Consider the following 18,517-nt stretch of genomic DNA (forward strand, 5'->3'; position numbering starts at 1 on the left):
TAGGAGACAGACATGGAATCCAGAAACGTACCGTACATCGGTGAGCTTTTGAAAGAGTCGCCAAGGAACTGGGGAAAGTGGGGACCAAACGACGAAGTGGGCTCACTGAATTATCTCGGCCCGGCAGAGATTCTCAAGGGCATTGCGACTGTTAAGCAGGGTAAGACGTTCACCCTGCAAGTTCGGATGGGCGACCCGGATGGCGACCCCGTCTGGCCAGGTCGGCAAGGCGCCAAGCGCATGAGCGTGATGGACCGGGGGCATTACAACTGCGGCAAGGGTCCGGTTTTCCCCGGCTCGTATCAATACGCCGACGATGTGATGTTCATGTACCTGCAGGGCTCGACGCAATATGACGCGCTTGGCCACGTCTGGTACGACGACCAGATTTGGAACGGGTACGACGCCGACACGACCATCGGCGGTCTCGCCAAGGCGAGCGTCTGCCCGATTGGCGAGCGCGGTGTCGTCGGGCGCGGCATCCTCATCGACATTGCAAGGTATCGCAATAAAGAGGTGCTCGATCCGGGCGAAACGTTCACTCACCTCGATTTGATGGCTGCGGCAGAAGCTCAGGGCGTGACCATTGAGAAGCGCGACATCCTCATCATCCGGACGGGCTGGATTGGCTCCTTCTACAAGAAGGACCATGCCGAGTTCTACGCGAACTTCAAGGAACCGGGTCTCACCTACAGCCCCGAGCTGGTTCAATGGTTCCAGGACATGGAGATTCCGAACCTGGTCACCGACACCATTGCCAATGAGGTGACGTCGGACCCGGTGTCAGGTGTAGACCTCCCGCTGCACAATGCTTTGATGCGCAACCTCGGCATCACGCTGACCGAGATTGCGCAATTAGACCCGCTCGCCGATGACTGTGCGGCTGACGGTCAATACACGTTCCTCTACACGGCGGCCCCGCTCAAGGTCGTTGGCGGTACCGGTGCACCAGTCAATCCGATTGTCTTGAAGTGAAGAAGTGAGAGTCAGGAGAATAAGGCGCTCCTCACAAGAGCAGCGCCCCTTGCATTTGCAAATCGCATCAACCTGACCGTGCTGTAGTGCTCTCGCGATACAAGCCAGTCAAAGTCGGGGCATTCATTCGCGCCGGTATCCCTTTAATTTCGGCGCCTAAGCGACATCATCGGCATGCTCGCCGCCTCTTGGCGGGCGGCCCCAAGCACCCGACAGTACGCTCCGCTCATTGCCTGGCCATGCGCATGCCGCGCAATCGCCGGGGCCAATCCTGTCAGCTGCGCCGCCTCTGCACGGCAATCATCGTTCGCTCCGGGGCGGTCTTATGCCCGCGGAGCGGTCGATGATATATCCGAGCCGCCATTCATGTGAAGCGCTTCACTTGCTAAAAGAGTCGCTCGTGAGCCTAAAAGAACACGTTTAAGTTGACACAAATGAAGCGCAACTAAAAAACCATGTAACCCGTACCTGTCCATATACAGGTAAACACCGAGCCTGTTTACGGACATTACAGGCGAATTCTAGGGAAAACCCCGTTTGCAACAGAGCCTTCATTGACTCAAACTTGAAGCGCTTCAAATACAACCGTGGCGCTCTTGATATACCGTCTTTCGTCTTATATATGAAGCGCTTCATATACATTCTGGGCTTACAGCAGGGGATTGCTGATTGAGCCAACCAACGGTCGGCGGCGTCATTCTCAGAGTTCGTGGAGGAGTCAATGGAAACAGTCAACAAGGGCGTGGCGCCGGCGCAGGTTCGCACGGGGCCAAAAAAGCGGGGAGTCGCCTCAGAGTCGTGGATGGCACTTCTACTTCTGTGGTTGGTATATGCGATGGACGCCAACTCGCGTCAGATGTTTTTTTCGGTCTTGCCATCGATTACAAAGGAGTTCGGCACCAGCGCGGCAACGATTGGTCTCTACGCGACCGTCATCACCATGTCGACGGCACTCATTGCAATCCCCGCCATGGTCTGGGCGGACAAAGGGGGGCACGGATGGCGGCGCAAGTATCGACACCTCCCGATTGTGATTGGTTACACGCTGTTCACCTGCCTGACAGGCTTCAACGTTCTGACTGGCACGATAGGCGTCCTGGTAGCGATGCAGGTTCTGTCGCATGCCTTTGGCGGCGCCGGCGAAGCCATCGAAGTCACTTCGCTCGCAGAATGGTGGTCGAAAGAGCGTCGCGGTCTCGCTCTGGGCATTCACCACACTGGCTATCCTTGGGGCACGCTGATTGGCGGCTTCGCCATCAGCGGCTTGCTGAGCATCTACGGACCGGAGAACTGGCGTATCGCGTTCAGGCTGTTTCCGATTCCGATGGTGATTGTGTTCGCGCTCTACTGGTGGTATGCCAGCGAGAAGCGCTATGAGAAGCTGCATGCGCATATCACCGAAGCAGGTGAAACGCCGCCGCTTTCGCCGGACCTGGAGCATGGGGCAGGCGCACCAAAGGGTTCGTTTGGTGTTGCCATGCGCAACCCGAACATCGGGGTCATCGCGCTGGTTTCTCTGCTCGCCATCGTGGGATATTTTGGCATCAGTTTCTGGTTGCCGCAGTACCTGGCCTTCGTGGCGCACTACAACTTTGCAGAAGCGGCGGCCTATAGCGTCCTGTTCACAATTACAGGTGGCATCGGTCAGATTGTGTGGGGCTGGATTTCGGACCGGCTCGGTCGTAAGTTCTGCCTCATGATTGTGTTTGTCTGGCTGGCCATCGGCATGTGGCTCTTCAAGTTTTCATACATGGGCCTGGGGACGCTTGTTGCCATCCAGTTGTTCGCAGGCTTCGTGCTGAACGCCCCTTACACGCTTGTCTACGCGATTGCATTCGACTCGACCAAACCGGGTACCACCGGCATTGCTGGTTCGATAATCAACGTGGGCATCTATCTCGGCGGCTTCGGACCGTATGTTATCGGTGCGCTGATTGGCGCGGGCGGTGGATTTGGTCACGCGTCGGGCTACAACAATGCACTGTATTTCATCGCAGGACTGATGGGCATCGCGTTCTTGCTGACGGCGTTCTTCACTCGCGAGACGACTGGTTGGTTCCGGACCTATGACCGGGCGTTGGTATCCAAACAGGCGTGTAACGTCCAGTAAAAACTTCGGACAGCGAACGCGTAGTTCCAAGGGCGCCGCTCTCGATGCCCGAGTCTACCGGCGCCGGAAATTTGAGTTATGGAAAGCAAGGAGTAAAGCATGTCTACTATTTCAGAAAAGCGCGGCGACGAATCGGCCATCCCGTATCAACTTCCACAGCCGCCGTTTATGTCGCCCGACATCGTGCATCTCGGTGTTCTCGATAAATGGCTTGAGGACGATAACCTCTGGGTGCCGATGACCAAGACCGTGTCGTTCAAGCCGTTGTTGCTGTGCGCGAGCCAAGGCTACTACGTCAATCTTCTTCGTGTTCGCCAGTCGGGAGTCCTCTCACGTCATCGACACACTGGGCCGGTCCACGCAATGGTGCTGAGGGGACGCTGGTACTACCTCGAACACGACTGGATTGCCGAGGAGATGTCGTACGCACACGAACCCGCTGGCGAAACACATACGCTGTTCGTTCCCGAGGGCGTAACCGAGATGATTACGTGGTTTCACGTCACTGGCGGCTATACGTATGTTGACCCGCAAGGGGTCGCCGTCGGCTACGAGGATGTGTTCACAAAAATCGAAGCTGCTCGAGCTCACTATGACAACATCGGATTGGGCGAGGACTATGTGAAGCGTTTTGTTCGGTAGCAGATTGCCGCCGGTCCTCGCAAGTTCAATTCTTCACTTGAAAATTCATCGTCGCCGCGACCGCATCAACCTGCGCGGTGGACCGGCGATGCTTCTTGCTGCCGCGTCATATCATGTTATCGAGTGCTGCAAGGCCAGAGCCACGTGCAAGCGGATATTTTCAATTCAAGCGACACAGCCTAAAGAATTCTGGAGAACTCGGTTTTCTCGGCCGATGACTATCGGCACGTGCGATTTTGAATAACCTTGCCCACGAGACGCTGCTTGCCCTTGATCTGACAGAAATCTGGGCTGACGTGTTGCTTGCCTTGCATCCCAGATCCACGGAAGAACTGTGCATGGCATGATCACGTTCGGTCCAGAGATGACGGCGGTCAGAAAGCCGTGCAACATGACGGCGTCCATCGCATCGTCGCAAACGGCATTGCTCGAAAGAAAGCGTTCGAGGAAATCAAACTCTTTGTCAGTTAACGGCTCGTCGAATTCGGAATCGGGATTCATGGCGTTCCCACCGTGGTACACGGTAGACGCGATGCTGATCGCCTGTGCTGTCATTGTCGCTGACGTGCAACTCGATGCAGCGCTCGCACGCAATCATTTCGGCGAGCGGCGGGGTGACGACATTTTATCCGATGGGGCGATGTGTGAATCGAGCTGACGGTCCGCACACCGACGAATTTCGATGCACCCCTATCGCTAACCCTTATTATCGATAGGGATACATTTTTCGATGAAACTCCCGTTTCGGGAAACGTGCCACACCTGACGTGCCGCTCCGCTGCCATCACGTTGCCTATAATCTCCGGATGCCGAACGTTCCGTTGCCCCCGTCCTTTCCTGACATTGCGTCCCTGTCCGCGCTGCGCGCGTGGTACGCAGGCGTCGGCGCGCGCGAGGTGGTCGAACGTTATTGCCCGCAGGCGCTCGAAGGCGGCCAGTCGGCGCGCGGCGTGATCGGCCGGATTCGCCGGCAGCTTGCCGGTTTCGCCCTCAGCCGGCATCGTGCCGATCTGGCCCGGCTGTTCCAGTGCGCGGTGGGCGAACGGTCCCGTCACCGCAAGGCCGCGACCCGGGCACTGGATGTCCTGCCAACGCTTGCGATCCCGCAACCGCAGGTGAGCGATGCGGTCGATGTCTGGCTGCCAGCCCGTGTTGTCCCTATGCTGCATCAGCATGGCATCCGGACGCTGGCTGATTTGACCGTGCGCATCCCTCGTCGGCAGCGCTGGTGGCGCACGATTGCCGGACTCGGCGTGCGCAGCGCACGTCATATTGAGGCCTTCTTTGCCTCTCACCCGGAGCTCACCGAGCGCGCCCGCGCGCTGATCGTGGTGGCGACGCCGGAACCCGTGGTGCCGTGGGAAAACATTCGCGTGCCACATGACGTCGATGGCTCGCGCGGCATCTTCCGAGCTCCCAGGCCCATGTGTGCGCTCGAGGCCAATAACGACTATCAGGCGATCAGCGCCTGGCTCGAACGGCACGAAGCCGCCGAAACGCAGCGCGCCTATCGACGGGAAGCCGAGCGTCTACTGCTGTGGGCGATTGCCGAGCGCGGCAAAGCGTTGTCTTCGCTCACGAGCGAGGATGCGACCGCTTATCGCGCCTTCCTGCGCCATCCCACACCCCGCGCCCGGTGGGTCGCGCCGGCGCGCCCGCGATCGTCGTCCGAGTGGCGGCCGTTCACGGGCGCGCTGTCGCCAGATTCCATCGCCTATGCGCTGTCAGTTCTGAGTGCAATGTTTCGCTGGCTGATCGAGCAGCGCTACGTGCTCGCGAATCCGTTTGCCGGCCTTAGGGTGCGCGGCGCGCAGCGCAATGGCGAGTTGGACATCTCGCGCGCCTTTACGGCCGGAGAGTGGGAGTTGATCCGCACGATTGCCGATGGCCTGGAATGGTCGCATGGCTGGGCGGTTCCCGCCGCACAGCGTCTGCGTTTTCTGCTCGATTTCGGTTACGCGACCGGCCTGCGCGCAGGCGAACTGGTCAGCGTTACACTCGGCGGCATCATGACCGGCACGCGCGGCGAGCGGTGGCTTCACCTCACCGGTAAGGGGGCGAAGGCTGGCAAGGTGGTGCTGCCGCCGCTCGCACGATTTGCGTTGGACCAGTACCTGATGCAGCGCGGTCTGCCCGTGAGTCCCGCACGCTGGGCACCGGATACGCCGCTGCTCGGCCATCTCGATGAACCCGGCGGCATCACCACGCCGCGTCTGAGGGAGGTGCTGCGCCGGTTCTTCCGGACCGCCGCCGACGCAATTCGGGCCGACCACCCGGCACTCGCCGACAAGCTGCAGCGCGCGACGCCACACTGGCTGCGCCACACGCACGCGACAAATGCTCTCGCGCAGGGCGCCACGCTAACGACTGTGCGCGACAATCTGCGTCACGCGTCGATCACAACGACCTCGATCTACCTGGACGACGACGAAGTTCAGCGTACCCGGCAGATCGAGCAGATCTTTGCGCGGCGGCAGCCAACGTGACGACTGTCCACGAGACCATCTATCCGGTGCTGCCTGCGGAGCCGGGCGCGGCGGAGCTGAAAGCGGCGTTCACGCCGAGCGCCGCGGAAATCCGCTTCGTGCGCCGGCAATCCCGGCAGGAAGCCTCCGCCGTATTGATCATGGTGCAGCTGAAGCTGCTGCAGCGTCTAGGTTACTTCCCGATGCTCGCGGAGGTACCGCCCGCCATTATTGATCACATCCGGACGTCGATGCGGGCCCGCGTCCTGTCCCGGACGGCGATCGCACGGTATGACGTGTCGGGCACCCGCATTCGTCACCAGAAACTGCTGCGCGGCTGGCTTGACATCCGGGCGTTCGATGCGAGTGAGGCGGCGTCGCTTGCTGAACTGGCATCGGCGGAAGCCCGGACAAAGATCGAACTGCCCGATATCATCAACGTGCTGATCGAGGAACTGGTCCGGCGCCGGTACGAGCTGCCGCCACTGGCAACGCTGCAGCGCATCGCCACGCAGGCGCGCAACGATCACAACGAGGCGATCTATGGGGCCATCACCGGCGCACTCGACCCTGCGCTCGTCGAACGCATCGACGCGCTTCTCGTCGTCAAGGCCGGCAAGTCCGGTTGGGACGATCTGAAACAGGAGCCGAAGCGACCCGCCGCGCGGGCGATCGCCAGCTTCCTCAAACATATCAACGGGATCAGGACACTGGCGGAAGGCTTGCCGGCGCCACCCTCGATCCTGTCTGTTAGCAAACGAGCCCAACTGGTCACCGAAGCGCGGGCCTTGGACGTCGCGGAACTGCGTTCGCTCAAGACCGCGAAGCGTCACGCGCTTGCGGTACTGTTCATCCAGGCGCAGTTGCAGAAGGCGCTTGATGACGTCGCTGAGATCTTCATCAAGGTGGTGCGCAAGCTGGAGTCCTACGCAAAGGTCCGACTGCAAAAATACCAGCTTGAACACGCCGGTATGCTGGAGGGGCTGGTCGGGCAGTTCCGGGACGTCCTGCAGATTCTCCAGGATGAGGGCGTACCGGAGCCTAAGCGGTTACCGAAAATCCGCGAGGCGCTCGGCGACCCGGCCGAAGCGCTCGCGCAATGCAACGAGCACATCGCCTATGCCGGGCAGTTCGATCTGCCGTTCATGCTCGTGCCATACCGCACCCAGCGCTCGCTGCTGTTCCAGTGCCTGGACGTGCTGCCGCTGCAATCGAGCTCGCAGGACCGCGCGGTGCTGGTCGCGCTTGCGTGGCTGCAAGGTTTCCGGAACGCGCACCGCGAATACTTGCTGCTGACCGACAACGACCTCGCGAACCTGCCGCTGGAGTGGTTGCCGGAGAAGTGGGAGCGCGCGGTGTTCCCGCACGGACGGGACAGCCGGATGCTGCACCGCCGGTTCTTCGAGCTGGGCGTCTTCAGCCAGATCATGCGGGAACTCAATTCCGGCGACCTCTATGTGGAGGGCAGCGACCGCTTCGACGATTATCGGGCGCATCAGGTCACCGACGAGGAATTCCGGCGTGAGCTGCCGCGCTACTGCGAGATCGTGGGCTTGCCCACGGACGGCAAGAGCTTCGCGAAGGATCTGCGAGACAGGCTGAACGCGGCGCTCGACGAGGCCGACGCGAACTTCCCGGCAAACGACAGCATCGAGTTCGTCAATGAGGAACTCGTCATTCACAAGCCGGGCAAGGAGCCCGAGCCGCCGAACCGCACGCTGATCGATCAGGCCGTCACGGCATCGATGCCGCAGCTCAGCATCCTGGATCTGCTCACCGAAACCGAGCAGTGGCTCGACCTGCATAAACTGTTTGGACCGCTGTCCGGGTTTGATACGAAGATCGACGATCCGCGCAAGCGTTTCATCACGACGCTGTTCTGCTACGGCTGCAACCTGGGGCCGAGCCAGACGGCGCGCTCGGTGAAAGGGCTCACCCGCAAACAGGTCGCCTGGCTGAACCTGAAACACGTCACGGAGGAGCGGCTCGACAAGGCGAACGTGAAGGTGATCAACGCGTACAACCAGTTCGCGTTGCCAAAATACTGGGGCAGCGGCAAGCGCGCGTCGGCCGACGGCACCAAGTGGAGTCTGTACGAGCAGAACCTGCTGTCCGAGTATCACGTTCGCTATGGGGGATACGGCGGGATCGGCTACTATCACGTATCCGACATGTACATCGCGCTGTTCAGTCACTTCATCCCGTGCGGCGTCCACGAAGCCGTCTACATCCTCGATGGGCTGATCCTGAACGGCGCCGACGTCAAGCCCGATACGATCCACGGCGATACGCAGGCACAAAGCGGTCCGGTCTTCGGTCTGTCGTACGTGGTGGGTATCAACCTGATGCCGCGCATGCGCAACATCAAGGATCTCGTGCTGTACAAGGCTGACCGGCGGCGCAAATACAAGCACATCGACAGCTTGTGCCGTCAGGCGATTGACTGGGCACTGATCGAACGTCACTATGCCGACATGATGCGCGTTGCGGTGTCGATCAAGGCAGGCAAGATGACGCCGTCGACGATCCTGCGCCGCCTCGGATCGGAGAGCACGAAAAACAAGCTCTACTTCGCATTCCGGGAGCTGGGACGCGTGATCCGGACGCTGTTCCTGCTGAAATATCTCAATGAACCGGACCTGCGGCGCACGATTCACGCGGCGACCAACAAGAGCGAGCAGTTCAATGACTTCGCTCAATGGCTGATGTTCGGTGGCGAAGGCGTGATCGCCGAAAACGTCCGACATGAGCAGCGCAAGGTGATCAAGTACAACCACCTCGTCGCGAACATGGTGATCCTGTACAACGTGCAGTGGATGTCGCGCAAGTTGAAGGAACTGCAGGCGAAGGGGCATCCGGTCGATGCCGAGGTCCTCAAGGTGCTGTCGCCGTACCGGCGCGAGCACATCAACCGGTTCGGCGACTATCTGCTGGATCTCTTGCGTTCCGTCCCACCGCTCGATCCGACGATTGATTTCGCATTCAAATCAGCAGCTTAGATTGAGATGTGGCGGATTTTTAATGAATCCCGGCCAGGCCTCGCATAGCGGCTATGCGAGACGTCATCCATTCACTGAACTTTGTCTGGCTTGCAGCGTGCGTGACCGGCTTGTTTGCCGGGCTTGCGCTGGATGGAGCCGGCTTTGCCGACGCCGCGCGCCTGTCGTGGATGGCCGGCGCTTTGCCGGTTCTGGCGTCGCTCGGTGTCTCGACGGTCAGGGCGTTGCGTCGCCGCGAGGGCGGTGTCGACATTCTTTCGGTGCTCGCCATAACCTTCGCGCTGTTTTTGGGCGAATGGCTGACCGCTGCGGTTATCGCCCTGATGCTTGCGAGCGGCCGGGCTCTGGAGGCCTATGCGGACAATCGCGCGCGCTCTGAAATGACCGCGCTGCTGAGCCATGCGCCACGAAACGCGACCCGGCTGGAAGCGGGACAGTGGAACAGGGTGTCGCTGGAGCAGATCGGAGTTGGCGACCGCTTGGTGGTGCGTCACGCGGACATCGTGCCGGTCGACGGAACGCTGGCCAGCAATGCCGAGCTGGACGAGTCGACGCTGACTGGAGAGTCGCGTCTGTGCACGCGCGAATCTGGCGCGGCGGTGCGAAGCGGCGCGATCAATGCGGGTTCGACGTTCGAGATGATCGCGTCGGCCACGGCGGCGGGCAGCACCTTTGCCGGCATCGTGCGCATGGTGGAAATGGCGCAGCGCGACCGCAGTCCGGCCGCGCGGCTCGCGGACCGCTACGCCTGGTGGTTTGTCGCCTGCACACTCGTGATGGCGGGGGGAAGCTGGATCGGTACCGGCGAGATCGAGCGGGCGCTCGCCGTGCTCGTGGTCGCCACGCCTTGCCCCCTCATCCTGGCCGTGCCGGTGGCCATTGTTTCGGGAATCTCGCGATGTGCGCGTCGCGGCGTGCTGATCAAAGGCGGAGCAGCGCTCGAACAGCTGGCAACGGCGCGAACGCTTTTCTTCGACAAGACCGGAACGCTGACCGGCGGCGCTGCGCGTGTCGTTGCTATCGAGGCGGGCCCCACCGGCACTCCCGAACGCGTGCTGCGTGTGGCCGCGTCGCTCGTGCAGGCCTCGAACCACGCCATCTCCGACGCGCTCGCGGCAGAGGCACGCACGCGCCAACTGTTGCTGACTGCGCCTCTCGACGTGCGCGAGACGGCCGGAGCAGGGATGCGCGGCAACGTCGACGGGCACGCCGTGGTTATAGGCAGCTTTGATTTCGTGAGCTCGGCGTCGACCGTTGCGCCGTGGGCCGAACGGTTTCTTCGCCGCATTGCCTATGAAGGCGCTTCGTCCGTCTTCGTCGGTGAGGACGGCGTCATGACCGGCGCTATCCAGATGGCCGACAGCATTCGCATGGAGACGCCGCGCGCATTGCGTTTGCTGCGGCGGGAAGGCATCACTCGCATCGAGATGTTGACCGGCGACCGCGCCGATGTCGCCCAAACCGTGGGGGCCGTCCTGCAAGTCGACGCGGTGCGTGCGGGCCAGACGCCTGCCGGCAAGCTCGCCGCGATTCAGGAAGCCCAACGGCAGGGGCCCGTCATCATGGTCGGCGACGGCGTGAACGATGCGCCCGCACTGGCGACCGCTGACGTGGGTGTCGCGATGGGCGCGCGCGGCGCCGCCGCATCAGCCGAAGCGGCCGATGTTGTCCTGCTCGTCGACCGTCTCGACAGGCTCGTTGACGCACGCCGCGTTGCTCGCCGGACGCGTCGCATTGCGATCGAAAGCGTATTGGTCGGCATGGGACTTTCTCTGATCGCGATGACTTTTGCCGCGCTCGGCTTTCTGCCGCCACTGGCTGGCGCGATCCTTCAGGAGGTGATCGATGTCGCGGCCATCGCGAACGCGCTGCGGGCGCTGGGAGGCACGCCCCGACGCGCGGCCGGTGTTCTGGCGCCCGATGACGTCGCGCGCCTGCGAGGCGAGCATGCGCAACTCGAACCGGTGATGGAACAGATACGCCGGCTCGCCGACGAGCTGCCGCGGTTGTCCTCCGCGGCCGTCAAAGACCGGCTGGCGCATGTCAATGACTCGCTGAGACTCATACTCGTACCGCATGAGGTGAGCGACGACACCCATCTTTATCCCCGAATCGCCGAATTGCTGGAAGGCGAGGACCCTTTGTCAACCATGAGCGCGATGCATCGGGAAATATTTCGCTTGACACAGGCCCTGGATCGTATGGCAAAAGACCTGTCCGAAGATTGCACGGGCGCCGACTGGCTGCGCGAAGCCCAGCGACTGCTGTACGGGCTCGATGCGATCATCCGGTTGCACTGTGCACAAGAGGACGAGCTGTTTCATGCACTTGCCAAGGATGCCTGAAAGATCAGGCGACCAGGAGTGCCAGACGAAGTGCAGCGATGTCACCAGGATTCGGGACCTAACGGCCCGCCCGTGCGCGTCCCACCGGAATCCAGCGTGGGAGCATGGCGATCAGGACTTCGTCCTTGAGAACGGCATGATGGAAAAGCGCTGCGACAGCATGAAATCCCGCAAGCCACATGATCGCGTCGCCAAGCCATTTGTGGACCGATGCGAGTGCAGTGCCCACTGCATGGGAAGCGCTGACCGGGGGCGGGATTTCGTTGCCGACGACGAGCGTCAGCGGATGACCCTCGAGCCATGCGCCTGCGATGGCGGTCAGCGGAAGTACAAGAAGGAGCAGATACAGTGTCCATTGAACAGTCGTAGACATGACAACCATCCAGCGAGAAATGCGCGGCGGCTCGGGGCGCGTATCGATCGCTCTCCACAGCAGCCGGATAAGGGTAAGCGCGAGCACGCACAAACCCAGCGTCTCATGCAGGCGCCTGTCGAATTCATGCATCGGCGAATAGACGCGTTGTTCAGGCCCGCCGGGCCCATAGACGAACGCCACGAGGACAACAATCGCCGTGCACCAGTGGAGAAATTGGGCGACCGAACCATATCGGCGGTTGAGAGCGGTTTTCATCATGAGGCTTCCAGAGCATCAACCAGGATCGACCGTATTATGTCCCCCCACCCGATTCGGAACGGCGTCGCGGGCGATGACGACAATGACGGAAGTGTCGTCGTCTCGCTCGCGTAACCGGGTTCCGCTTGTCGTCAATGGTGGCCGTACTCCGTATTCCACGTGTGATGCGTGATGTGGTCGCTGGATTGCGAGGTGCTGGTTGCAGTGCCACCGTAGCCCGCATCAGATTGCGCTGCCACGCGGGCTTCGGCTGCCTGAATGTCAGCAGGATACTGCGATCTGTTCTCCCTGTAACCCGCATGTTCGAGCTGGATCAGTTGCCCCTCGACCTGCGCGCGGGTCAATGAATCGTTTGCATCTTGTGCAAACGACAATATCGGCGTGGCGACGGCAAGCGACAGGACAAGCGCCTTGATGAGAGTGTTCATGACAAATACCTCCGTGGTTAGCCTATTGGGGTGTGCTGGTCTCTATGTTCCAGCAATTGCAGTTTGAAACCCCCAGACTTAAGACACGGTTAACACGGTGCCTGAGGTATTGGCCTGCATATTGCACTATGCCGGTAACGGTGTCCGTGGATATCGAGCGTCTGGATGCGGGATTGCTCAGGCAGTACGCGCGTTTGTCCACGCCATCCGGCCTGCTTTCAGAATACCAATCCGAACAGTCTTTTCAGCAGATCCTCTAGCGACATCATCGTGAGTGCCAGCGGCACGATTGGCACAAGTACTGCGGCTGCGAGGCGAACGATGGCATCTTTGGTAATGGGCGCGATACGCATGGTTCGGATAACGTCGAAACTGTTGGCGAGATCCGCAAGCGACTGAATATCGGCGCTGCCTACCAATGCCTCGTCATTGGGCGAGCCGGCCCGCAGCCACTTGGCGTCGAATTCGCGCACGTACCGTTGCGCCAGGTTGCCGTATTCGCTCAGGCCTGTCCGCTTCGCCTGGGCCAGTTGTGGCGCGAAGACCAGCAAAGGACCGAAGACCAGACACAGCAGGAAGAGAACCATCGTTGCGGTCTCCACCTTGAATTCGGTGAGTGCGACCCCGGCGTAGAAAATGCGGTTGGCGAACTGGGCAGCGAGCATTGCGCCGTGCGCGGCAAGAAGGGCCGTGAAGGCATAGACGGTATTGGCAAGGAATCCCAGACCGCCGACGCGATCGGGATGAGTCGGAACGAGGCTTAGTTCGATGCGCGACACCTGCCAGAGAAAACGCGTCCAGACGAACAGCCGGAAATACCAGCGGATCAACAGAAACTGGAATAACGGAACGCTCACGTAGGCATACCAGCATCCGGCGAGCGAAAGCTTCAAGCCTCCTGGGGTGGGTGCTGCGTACCATGTCGAAGTCGTTTGCATTGCGGTGTATTGGCGCCACACGACAAGGACGCCAACACCGTACACCAGAGCGATCATCAGCAACTCGGCAACCACGGAATTGCGCAGACGGAATACCGACCTGATTGCCTCGTCGAACCGTGCCGCCGACGCTTCCGGAATGATCTTCCGGTCGATGAATGCCCGCGCGATCGAACGCAGGCGCCGATGCACAACCAGCTCAGCGATGATCAAAAGGGGCACTGCCACAAGGAAGCGGATGTGAACTTCGAGGTCCAACAGGAACGGTACGGCCACGCGCTTGTCCAGCAAATGCCTGTCCAGAGCGGCCAGCACCAGTAGCGGCAGCCACGCCACGAGCGAGATGACGATAACCCGCTGGCGCACCAGCTCCAGCGCATCATCGGCCATGCGCGTGCGGCGCAGAAGCTGGAAAAGGGGGCCGCCCAGCACCAGCGAAAAATTCTGCGTATCCAGCAGAATATCCGCTGCGGTCGGCGCCGTGTGCTCTATGTTTCGTGATCCTGAATGATGTAAGCGATTCATCGCTCGGCACCCTTGCTCGAATTCGAATTTATTCCTGGACCGGACAGGCCTTCTTCAGTGCCATGACGCGAGTGTTGCGGCGTCAATATGCAGCCCGCCCGGCAGGAGTTCTGCACGTGGAAATCGCACGAGTGCGAACGCACGCATACGAGGCGGATCACCAGGGATCCGTGCGAGGCGAAACTCCATGGCGCGGCTGGCTTGCGTTTCGTCGTTTCTCACCACGTTCATCAGGTCCAGGCGAACACTGCGTTTCTCGACATAGATATGCTTCGCAGGCGTGGAAAACACCTCGCAGACCCGCTCCAGTTCGAGTTCGATCGCCTCGGTCGGGACGCGAAGCGCAGCCAGGTCGCACGCGTTTTCTTCGATTTGGGCCTGTAGTTGTTTCAGTTCGTCCGCTGCGGTGTCTGGTGCGTCGCCTACCAGAAAGCGAATACCCGTACCCCGCTGTTCCAGCAACTTCACGCGCGCCTCGAGCAGTTCGCGTCCTTTCTCGACCAGCTCACGCCGGTCGGCGGCGAGTTTCGCCAGTCCTTCCAGCGCCAGCTGATCGATCAGTCGGCGCACAATTTCCTCCCGCAGATCCGGGTCCGAGCGCGCGCAGATGCTGACGCGGTGGTCCATGAAACAAAGCTTGGTTTGCGGCACATCATGACGCACCGAATCGCCTTCGAGGGCCACACCCAGCACGTGCCGCTCGATCATCGCCATCCCTAGCGTGACGTAGGCGTGCGTCATATCGAGATTCTGAGCGAAGTATTCGCGCAACATCTCCGAGCGGCTGAGCGCCTTTGGCAGGTCTTCTGACGTCGCAAAGAATGCGCGAATCAACGGGTCGGTCGCCCAGGCTGCCATGCTGGCCTCGTGAGGCGCGGGCAACGAACCGGTTAGATCGTCGATGTAGCGAAGCGAGATGCAGATCGATTCGCCAAGGCGTTTGCGGTAACGCTGCGCTAACCGCAGACGGGGCTCCATGGTCACGACACGTTCGATCATTTCGTCCAGGCGCGCGCCTTCGTCGTGCGTGCCCGAGGCCCGCGAGGGACGCATAAAGCGAGCAAGAAAGCCCATATCCCTACCTTTCAAGAGTGTCGTGCAACGAAGACCGCCTGCAATGTCGGCAATCCCACGGACCGGTCCGGCGCAATGAAGAACGGCGCATCGGAAACCGGGAAGCCGTTCGCCCCCACTCTAGTATTTCGCTTCTTCTACTCGTTGATCTCCGTCAATCGCGCGCCTTTGCCGCAAACGCTGCGATAAAGGGGCAGCGATGAGCGTTCACCGGTCGAACCAGCGATATTGAAGCGCCACCGTCACGATCTGGTAGTTGCCCGCTGCCCGTGCGACGAAGCCGCGCGACCAGGCGAGCTTGGCCGACCAGCCGCGTGCGATCGGCACCGCGAGCGTGACTCCGCCGCGCAGGTTCGCCTGGGAACTGCCGCTCGACGCGCCGTCGACGCTGGCGCCGCCGCCCAGGGCATAACCGAGATCGACGGCGAGCCATAAGCCGGGACGGAAGGTGTAGCCGCCATGGAGCTGCGTGAGCGCGAGCGGCGCCTGGCTCTTCTCATGTCCGTTGAAGAAGCTCGTGTTGGCAGTGAAGAAAAAAACGCCTACCGAAGCCTCGAAGAACCAGTTTCCCCATGGTTGCGACACGCCGATTTCAGGTTTGAATGCCCAGCGGTTGTTACCCAGATTGACGAGACGCGCAGGAGCGTACTGGCCGGTGGGCGCCTGGACCGTCAGGCTGATGCCCAGCGAGGTGCGAGGCGGCGCTTGCGCGAATTCCTCCGGCGAAAGCGGGGGATTGCCGAACAGGTTGAGGGCGAATCGCATTTGCATGTCGCCAACGCCGCCGCGATGGACCTGGGTCGGCGCGTCGATCACGAGTCCGCTCAGGTCTGCGCGCTGGAACGGCACACCCAGACCAAACGACGCCGTGTGGCCCGCGAGCGCGAATGTGTGGACGTAGCCGAGCACAAAATTGTCGATCTGCGCGCGCACGCCGCTGATCGGGAGAGAAGGTTCGGTGAGAACGTCTCCGCTCACATGCGAGTAGCCCGCGACAATGAAGTTCGTGCCGACCGGGGAGGCGGAGTAGGTTCGAGGTTCCAGTTCTTGGGCGTGCAGCGCACCCGCCTGCCAGAGCAGCACAGCGGTGCCGAAGCACGCACGCCTCCAGTGAGAGGCTCGCCTGCTCATCGCAGTTCAGTTCGGAGTATCGGAAATGGTGCCGTGCGGCGCTGCACGTCGAGGTCCAGCATAGCAGCGCAATTCGACACGATGAATAAGACTTTGGTCGGATCTCCGTTTGTGACATCGGGGGTTTCACTGGAGGCATGATGCGCTGCGGCGTTAGCTGGCCGCTGCCGCCCGATACTGGATGCCCCGTTCGGCGATGCTAACGCGGGTGCCGGCCTAGCGCTTCGTAATTGCCACGATGTCCGATAACGAACCGATCACCGCGTCCTTGCCGGTAGTGCGGGCGAACTCCATCGCCGCCTGAACCTTGGGCCCCATCGATCCGGCGGCGAAGCCCAGCTTCTCGAGCGCGTCGGGATGGGCCTGCGCGATGGCCTTCTGGCCCGGCTTGCCCCAGTCGACATAGGCGGCATCGACGTCGGTGGCGATGATCAGCAGGTCGGCGCCCAGCTCCACGGCAAGCAGCGCGGAGCAAAGGTCCTTGTCGATCACGGCTTCGACTCCGGTCAGGTGCTGGCGCGTTTCGTCGTAGCAGGTCGGTATGCCCCCGCCGCCCGCGCAGATGACGATCGTGCCGTGATCGAGCAGCCACTTGACCGGCCGGATTTCGAAGATGTGTTTCGGCCGGGGGCTCGCAACGACGCGACGAAACTTGTCGCCGTCCGGCGCGATGCTCCAGCCGCTTTCTTGGCAAGACGTTCGGCCTCCGCTTTGTCATAGACCGGACCGATCGGCTTGGTCGGGTTGCTGAACGCGGGATCGCGCGCGTCGACTTCGACCTGGGTGAGAATCGTCGCGAACGGTACTTCATAGGGCAGCAGGTTGCCGAGTTCCTGCTCGATCAGATAGCCGATCATGCCTTCGGTCTGCGCGCCGAGCACGTCGAGCGGATAGGCTTCGACTTCCTTGTAGGCTGCGCCCTGCAGCGCGAGCAGGCCGACTTGCGGGCCGTTGCCGTGCGCGATCACGAGCTCGTTGTCTGGCGCGATCTGCGCGATCTGCTGCGCTGCGATGCGCACATTTTCGCGCTGGTTGCCGGACGTCATCGGCTCACCGCGCCGCAAGAGGGCGTTCCCGCCCAACGCTATGACGATACGCATAATGCTGCCCCTTTCAAAATTCGTTTCGATGGCGCGCGGCGCGCCCTTCCATCGGGCGCACCGCGTCAACCGGGGTCACGCGGCTGCTCAGAGGTCGGCAAGCGTGGATACGAGGATCGCCTTGATCGTATGCATACGGTTCTCGGCTCGCTCGAAGGCGATATTGATCGGCGACTCGAAGACCTCCTCGGTCACTTCGATCCCGTTAGCGAGCGCCGGGTATTGCTGGGCGATTTTCTTGCCGACCTCGGTCTCGCTGTTATGGAACGCGGGCAGGCAGTGCATGAACTTCACCTGCGCGTTTTGCGCGGCCTTCATCAACGCCATGTTGACCTGGTAAGGAAGCAGCTCGCCGATGCGCTCTCCCCACGCCTCAACGGGTTCGCCCATCGAAACCCAGACGTCCGTATGCACGAAGTCCACGCCATTGACGGCGGCGTTCGCATCCTCGGTCAGGGTGAGACGGGCGCCGCTTTCGGCGGCAAAGCGCTGGCAAGCCTCGATGTGCTCCGTGTTCGGCCAAAGAGCCTTCGGCGCGCCAATGCGCACATCCATGCCGAGCTTCGCGCCGATCAGAAGCAGCGAGTTGCCCATATTGTTGCGCGCGTCGCCGAGGTACGCATAGCTGATCTGGGGCAGCGGCTTGTCGCTGTGTTCGCGCATCGTCAGTACGTCGGCGAGCATCTGGGTCGGCGGATATTCGTCGGTGAGACCGTTGAAGACAGGAACACCTGCGTACTTCGCAAGCTCTTCGACGATGTCCTGTCTGAAGCCCCGGTACTTGATGGCGTCGTACATGCGGCCGAGCACGCGAGCCGTGTCCTTCATGCTCTCCTTGTGTCCGATCTGCGAGGAATGCGGATCGATGTAGGTGACGTTCGCGCCCTGGTCGTAGGCGGCGACTTCGAATGCACAGCGCGTGCGCGTGGACGTTTTCTCGAAGATCAGCGCGATGTTCACGCCCTTCAGATGCTGCTGCTCGGTGCCGGTGTACTTGGCGCGCTTCAGGTCGCGCGAGAGGTCGAGAAGATAACGCAGCTCGCGGGGCGTGTGGTGCATCAGGCTGAGGAGACTTCGATTGCGCAAATTGAAACTCATAGCGGTTCTCCAACGTAATAGGGCCGGCTGGAAGTAAGTTGTCGAGTGCAGGG

At 61.2% G+C, this 18,517-nt stretch carries 14 protein-coding genes and 1 pseudogene; 7 read left to right on the forward strand and 8 right to left on the reverse strand.

Features of this window, described 5'->3' with window-relative positions; genetic code table 11:
- Window positions 1-12 precede the first annotated feature (12 nt).
- From HV773_RS30250 to HV773_RS30260, 3 genes are all read left to right on the forward strand, one after another.
- A complete protein-coding gene (locus tag HV773_RS30250) occupies window positions 13-975 on the forward strand; it encodes a cyclase family protein (RefSeq protein WP_175197717.1) in 963 nt (320 codons plus the stop codon).
- A 721-nt stretch (window positions 976-1,696) separates the two neighbouring features.
- Entirely contained in the window at window positions 1,697-3,085 is a 1,389-nt protein-coding gene (locus HV773_RS30255) for an MFS transporter (RefSeq protein WP_246282509.1), read from the forward strand.
- 99 nt (window positions 3,086-3,184) lie between these two features.
- On the forward strand, window positions 3,185-3,727 hold the full coding sequence (locus HV773_RS30260; protein ID WP_175197718.1) for a 2,4'-dihydroxyacetophenone dioxygenase family protein: 543 nt from the start codon (window positions 3,185-3,187) through the stop codon (window positions 3,725-3,727).
- 165 nt (window positions 3,728-3,892) lie between these two features.
- On the opposite strand, the gene HV773_RS30265 is transcribed toward HV773_RS30260, so the two are convergent.
- Window positions 3,893-4,228 (reverse strand): YecA/YgfB family protein, encoded by a 336-nt coding sequence (locus HV773_RS30265; RefSeq protein WP_246282511.1) that lies wholly within the window; start codon window positions 4,226-4,228, stop codon window positions 3,893-3,895.
- Between HV773_RS30265 and HV773_RS30270 the strand changes: the two genes are divergently transcribed.
- From HV773_RS30270 to HV773_RS30285, 4 genes are all read left to right on the forward strand, one after another.
- Window positions 4,227-4,385 carry a hypothetical protein gene (locus tag HV773_RS30270; protein WP_175197719.1) on the forward strand — a complete coding sequence of 53 codons (159 nt, stop codon included), beginning with the start codon at window positions 4,227-4,229 and terminating at the stop codon, window positions 4,383-4,385. The genes HV773_RS30265 and HV773_RS30270 overlap by 2 nt on opposite strands.
- A gap of 148 nt (window positions 4,386-4,533) precedes the next feature.
- Complete coding sequence (locus tag HV773_RS30275; protein ID WP_175197720.1) at window positions 4,534-6,213, forward strand: phage integrase family protein; 1,680 nt, start codon at window positions 4,534-4,536, stop codon at window positions 6,211-6,213.
- Complete coding sequence (locus tag HV773_RS30280; RefSeq protein WP_175197721.1) at window positions 6,210-9,191, forward strand: Tn3 family transposase; 2,982 nt, start codon at window positions 6,210-6,212, stop codon at window positions 9,189-9,191. The genes HV773_RS30275 and HV773_RS30280 overlap by 4 nt, the downstream gene beginning before the upstream one ends.
- Before the next feature lie 53 nt (window positions 9,192-9,244).
- Window positions 9,245-11,536 carry a heavy metal translocating P-type ATPase gene (locus HV773_RS30285; protein ID WP_175197722.1) on the forward strand — a complete coding sequence of 764 codons (2,292 nt, stop codon included), beginning with the start codon at window positions 9,245-9,247 and terminating at the stop codon, window positions 11,534-11,536.
- Window positions 11,537-11,594: 58 nt separating this feature from the next.
- Here the strand turns inward: HV773_RS30285 and HV773_RS30290 are convergent, their stop codons facing one another.
- The 7 genes and pseudogenes from HV773_RS30290 to HV773_RS30320 form a co-directional block, all read right to left on the reverse strand.
- A complete protein-coding gene (locus HV773_RS30290) occupies window positions 11,595-12,170 on the reverse strand; it encodes a cytochrome b (RefSeq protein ID WP_175197723.1) in 576 nt (191 codons plus the stop codon).
- Between the two features lie 131 nt (window positions 12,171-12,301).
- The gene (locus HV773_RS30295; protein WP_175197724.1) at window positions 12,302-12,598 is read right to left on the reverse strand and encodes a DUF4148 domain-containing protein; all 297 of its coding nucleotides are present in this window, start codon (window positions 12,596-12,598) and stop codon (window positions 12,302-12,304) included.
- Between the two features lie 218 nt (window positions 12,599-12,816).
- Entirely contained in the window at window positions 12,817-14,061 is a 1,245-nt protein-coding gene (locus HV773_RS30300) for a hypothetical protein (protein ID WP_175197725.1), read from the reverse strand.
- Between the two features lie 54 nt (window positions 14,062-14,115).
- Window positions 14,116-15,135: a hypothetical protein gene (locus tag HV773_RS30305; RefSeq protein ID WP_175197726.1), complete on the reverse strand. Its 1,020-nt coding sequence runs from the start codon at window positions 15,133-15,135 to the stop codon at window positions 14,116-14,118.
- 207 nt (window positions 15,136-15,342) lie between these two features.
- Window positions 15,343-16,266, reverse strand: coding sequence for a transporter (locus HV773_RS30310; RefSeq protein ID WP_175197727.1), 924 nt, complete (start codon window positions 16,264-16,266; stop codon window positions 15,343-15,345).
- A 216-nt stretch (window positions 16,267-16,482) separates the two neighbouring features.
- A pseudogene (gene arcC / locus HV773_RS30315) lies at window positions 16,483-17,366 on the reverse strand (carbamate kinase).
- An 87-nt stretch (window positions 17,367-17,453) separates the two neighbouring features.
- Window positions 17,454-18,464 (reverse strand): ornithine carbamoyltransferase, encoded by a 1,011-nt coding sequence (locus tag HV773_RS30320; protein ID WP_175197728.1) that lies wholly within the window; start codon window positions 18,462-18,464, stop codon window positions 17,454-17,456.
- Window positions 18,465-18,517 lie beyond the last annotated feature (53 nt).

Origin of the sequence: Paraburkholderia caffeinitolerans (assembly GCF_902859945.1) — a bacterium.
Lineage (GTDB): Bacteria > Pseudomonadota > Gammaproteobacteria > Burkholderiales > Burkholderiaceae > Paraburkholderia > Paraburkholderia caffeinitolerans.